Annotated in this window: 6 protein-coding genes and 1 pseudogene; 4 read left to right on the forward strand and 3 right to left on the reverse strand. The window is 56.7% G+C overall.

What is annotated here, in order from left to right:
* Positions 1 to 319 (forward strand): isochorismatase family protein (locus tag ACXJ5O_RS21055; protein ID WP_457301593.1); only part of this gene is annotated, 319 nt, incomplete at its 5' end.
* A gap of 40 nt (positions 320 to 359) precedes the next feature.
* On the opposite strand, the gene ACXJ5O_RS21060 is transcribed toward ACXJ5O_RS21055, so the two are convergent.
* Positions 360 to 1,187: an alpha/beta fold hydrolase gene (locus ACXJ5O_RS21060; protein ID WP_457301594.1), complete on the reverse strand. Its 828-nt coding sequence runs from the start codon at positions 1,185 to 1,187 to the stop codon at positions 360 to 362.
* 220 nt (positions 1,188 to 1,407) lie between these two features.
* Between ACXJ5O_RS21060 and ACXJ5O_RS21065 the strand changes: the two genes are divergently transcribed.
* Positions 1,408 to 1,986 carry a transglycosylase SLT domain-containing protein gene (locus ACXJ5O_RS21065; RefSeq protein WP_457301595.1) on the forward strand — a complete coding sequence of 193 codons (579 nt, stop codon included), beginning with the start codon at positions 1,408 to 1,410 and terminating at the stop codon, positions 1,984 to 1,986.
* 58 nt (positions 1,987 to 2,044) lie between these two features.
* Here ACXJ5O_RS21065 and ACXJ5O_RS21070 read toward each other — a convergent pair whose 3' ends face one another.
* Positions 2,045 to 2,704: a peroxiredoxin gene (locus ACXJ5O_RS21070; RefSeq protein WP_112530554.1), complete on the reverse strand. Its 660-nt coding sequence runs from the start codon at positions 2,702 to 2,704 to the stop codon at positions 2,045 to 2,047.
* 156 nt (positions 2,705 to 2,860) lie between these two features.
* Here ACXJ5O_RS21070 and ACXJ5O_RS21075 point away from each other — a divergent pair, with 156 nt between their 5' ends.
* On the forward strand, positions 2,861 to 3,178 hold the full coding sequence (locus tag ACXJ5O_RS21075; RefSeq protein ID WP_457301596.1) for a DUF982 domain-containing protein: 318 nt from the start codon (positions 2,861 to 2,863) through the stop codon (positions 3,176 to 3,178).
* A gap of 126 nt (positions 3,179 to 3,304) precedes the next feature.
* Positions 3,305 to 3,565: a hypothetical protein gene (locus ACXJ5O_RS21080; RefSeq protein ID WP_457301597.1), complete on the forward strand. Its 261-nt coding sequence runs from the start codon at positions 3,305 to 3,307 to the stop codon at positions 3,563 to 3,565.
* 10 nt (positions 3,566 to 3,575) lie between these two features.
* On the opposite strand, the pseudogene ACXJ5O_RS21085 reads toward ACXJ5O_RS21080, so the two are convergent.
* Positions 3,576 to 3,835: pseudogene (locus ACXJ5O_RS21085) on the reverse strand (pyridoxamine 5'-phosphate oxidase family protein); the annotation flags it as partial.

Below are 3,835 nucleotides of genomic sequence, written 5' to 3' on the forward strand. Positions count from 1 at the left end.
GCCCAGCGCTTTCCACGGTACCAACCTCATCAGCTGTTTGACGCTGCTCGGTTGTGACAGTGTCATCGTTGCCGGAACCGCAACCAGCGGCTGCGTGCGGGCGACGGTGGTTGATGCCTTCAGCTATAATTTGCGGGTGACGATGGTCGAAGACGGGTGCTTCGAGCGTTCCGAGGCGAGCCACGCCATGACGCTGTGCGACATGAACGCCAAGTACGCGGATGTCATCGACAGCAGCGAAGTCATCGAATTCCTGTCGGGACTGCCACGCGGCATGTACAATCTGCCGCGTGGGGCCAGCCAAAAGGCGGCGGAATAAGACAGACGGCGCGAGTGATCGCGCCGTCCTTTATATCCCCTCAGGCCTTGGCGGCCTCGATCAGCAGCTGCAGATTGCCGGCGATGATGGCCGGTACTTCCAGCGGGGTAAAATGGCGGACGCCCTCCAGGATCGTCAGTGTGGCGCCGGGAATGTTATCTGCGAGCACGCGTGCCATTTCCGGCGGCGTCGCATAATCCTCGGTTCCGACAAGAACGCGGCACTGGAAGTCAAACTTCGGCAATGCTTCGCGCAGGTCGGCTGCACCGAGCATGTTGCAGGTCGCGACATAGGCGTCGATTTCATTGGCGAGGAAGGTCGAGACGGCGGCTTCCACCACATCCGGGTTTGCCTCGCGAAAGCCATCGCTGAACCAGCGGGTCTTCTGGAAACCGACAAGGGCCTTCAGGCCTTCGTTCCTGGCTTTTTCAGCGCGTTCAGCCCAGGCTGCGGGAGCATTTTCTCCGTACCAGGCTGTGGTGTCGAACAGGCCGAGAGCGTCGACACGCTCAGGATAGGCTGCGGCAAAGGCAAGAGCGATGCAGCCGCCCATCGACGCACCGGCGACGACGGCCGATGACCAGCCGACATGGTTCATGAGATCGGCGAGATCATCGGCGAATTGCCCAGTGCTGTAGGGGCCTGCCGGTTTGCCGGAAACGCCGTGACCGCGGCAGTCATAAATGAGAACCTCGGATGCACCGGCGAGTGCCGCCGCGGTTGGCTCCCAGAAAAACTTGTCCATCGCCAGCGAATGAATGAGAACACAGCGGCCTTCGCCGCTCCCGGGGACGATGCGATAGGAAAGCCTTATCCCGTCGCGGGTTTCCGCAAAGCCTATCGTTTGAGTGGGCATCAAATCGCTCATGGTAATTGTTCCGCTTCAGCATGGATGGAGATCGCTAGCGATGTTTGTCGCTCGTCGTAGTATTGTATGACGGTAATAATTGATGGGTCAAGAGGCGAAGCCGCGCAGTGTCAAATCGATCTTTAATCAAATTTTAAGGAGGAGATTACGAATCAATTAACCGGTAACCAGTCGTTAGGAATTGCGGAATAGGTGAAAGGGTCTAGACAAGGACTTGCCCATGCGCCGCATCATGTTCATTGCGTTGTTGTTGCTCACAGGCTGCGCCACAGCGCCAACCCAGACCAACAATGTCTGTGCCGTATTCGATCAGAGAGACGGCTTCTTCAACAATTGGTACAAGCAGGCCAAGAGCGTCGAGACGGAATATGGCGTGCCGGTTCCCATCCTCATGGCGACGATCTATACGGAATCCGGCTATCAGGCCCGGGTCAAGCCGCCGCGTACAAAATTGTTCGGCTTTATTCCGTGGTCACGGCCATCCACCGCATATGGGTATTCCCAGGCCCTGGATGGGACATGGGCGGACTATCAGCGGGAAACCGGACGCTGGGCAGCCCGGCGAACGGATTTCAGCGATGCTGTTCGTTTCATTGGCTGGTACCACGCAAGGAGCCATCAGATGAATGGCATTCCGCTCAACGATGCCTATAATCTTTACGCCGCTTACTATGCAGGGCCGAATGACTTTGCGCGTGGTACTTGGCGGAGCAAGCCGGGCATCGATCGCACCGCACGGCGAACAGCCACAGTGGCAGGTACCTATGCCGCGCAGCTAGCGAGTTGCGGATTACAATAAGAACAACGTGATAGAAAAATGAAACCCGCCAATTGGGGCGGGTCTCATACTGTATCGTTCAGGCGCTTGGCTGCTTGGTCTTGCGTAGATAGGGCAACACGCGCTCGAAGCCGCCGAAACGCTGGTTCGCGTCCTCATCCGAAACCGCCGCGGTGATGATGACATCCTCACCCTGCTTCCACTGGGCCGGTGTCGCAACCTGGTGTTTTGCGGTGAGCTGGATGCTGTCGATTGCGCGCAGGATCTCGTCAAAGTTGCGGCCTGTGGTCATCGGATAGGTGAGGGTCATCTTCACCTTCTTGTCCGGACCGATGACGAAGACCGAGCGCACGGTGGCGTTGTCGGCGGGTGTGCGGCCCTCGGACGTGTCGCCTGCTTCCGCAGGCAGCATGTCATACAGTTTTGCAACCTTCAGGTCCCTGTCGCCGATGAGGGGGTAGTCGACCTCATGGCCCGTTGCCGTCTTGATATCCGCCTTCCACTTGTCGTGATTTTCGACAGGATCGACCGAAATGCCGATGATCTTGGCATTGCGTTTGGCGAACTCCGGAGCAAGTCCGGCCATGTAGCCAAGCTCGGTCGTRCAGACCGGCGTGAAATTCTTCGGATGACTGAACAACACGGCATAGCTGCCGCCGATCCAGTCGTGGAAATGGATTTCGCCCTGCGTGGTTTCAGCTGTGAAATCCGGTGCAGTGTCATTAATGCGAAGGCCCATCGCGTTTCTCCCTTGGTCGTGATTTGAAGGTTTTCGCCTATTCGCCGCGCGAACCAGGCGAATGTATCCAGTCTGATTTCAGCGAACTTAGCACATGGTCGCCGAAGTAAACAGGCAATGCACGGCGAAGTTCAACTAGCTACAAGGATGCAAGTTTTGAAACGGGAACCTAAATTTGAGCTCTTGCGTTCTAGCACTATGGAAAACGTTCACTTCAGGTCTGTTACAGTAGAGTCGCTTTTTCCCGACAGGCTTCGCACGATCGCCTCCGTTGCGGAAGCTGCAGAATTCCTCTTGAACGAATGGCCCGGCAAACGCGGACGGCTGCATGGTCTCGCACAACTGGCGTGCCTCGAAGCCATGGACGGAAGCGCAACCGGTGACACGGCGCGCTCCGTGTTCATCGAGGCCGCCAAGGAAGCGGATATCTATGTCGAAGGAAACATTGCCAGCACTTTGATCGCGTCTCAGTGAACTGATGGCGATTGTTAATCCACATTGGTTAGACCACTGACGCTAAAATAGCTCTTACGGTCTATTACGTTTCCGTCAAGAATCTTGGAATGATTCAGGCAGGGGTTACGTGGTGGGCACCAAATAATGAACGAAAAACTGGGGCAGCTTTTTAGCATTCTCAAAGAACAATCAGACGAAATAGCACAACTCAATATGGACTACGCAGTGGAACGCACGCTCGTCACAGGCGTGATGTCCTTGCTGAGTGCACGCGGCTTGCTGCTCGACGTCGACTTCGACGAAATCGCCGAGATTGGTTCAAGGGTCGGGAATTCGCAATTCTCGTCACTCCTGGCAAACCGGATCGAGTGCTTGAAGACGGGTAATCCGGCGCTGTACAATTAGCGTCCGCACCTTAGCGCGCCGGGTTCCGCAAGCGGGTAACCTCCGCTTCGAGCGACTTGATGCGCTCGTCGCGCTCGGCCAACAATGCGGCCACGTCGGTGGCCTCGAAACGCATGGGAATGTGCTGCGGGCAGTTCATATCCCAGGCAGTAACTGTGAACAGGATCGCCTGCTCAGGTCGTGCCCGATAGCCCTCCGGCATCAGCTGTTGCATGAGATCGGGGTCGTCTTCGACAATTCGCGCTTCGCCCCATAGTTTCACCCTCTGAC

Source organism: Phyllobacterium sp. P5_D12 (genome assembly GCF_054049495.1).

Excerpts from the sequence above, each read along its gene's own strand:
- ACXJ5O_RS21060 (WP_457301594.1), bottom strand. The coding sequence starts at position 1,187 with ATGAGCGATTTGATGCCCACTCAAACGATAGGCTTTGCGGAAACCCGC.
- ACXJ5O_RS21065 (WP_457301595.1), top strand. The coding sequence starts at position 1,408 with ATGCGCCGCATCATGTTCATTGCGTTGTTGTTGCTCACAGGCTGCGCC.
- ACXJ5O_RS21080 (WP_457301597.1), top strand. The coding sequence starts at position 3,305 with ATGAACGAAAAACTGGGGCAGCTTTTTAGCATTCTCAAAGAACAATCA.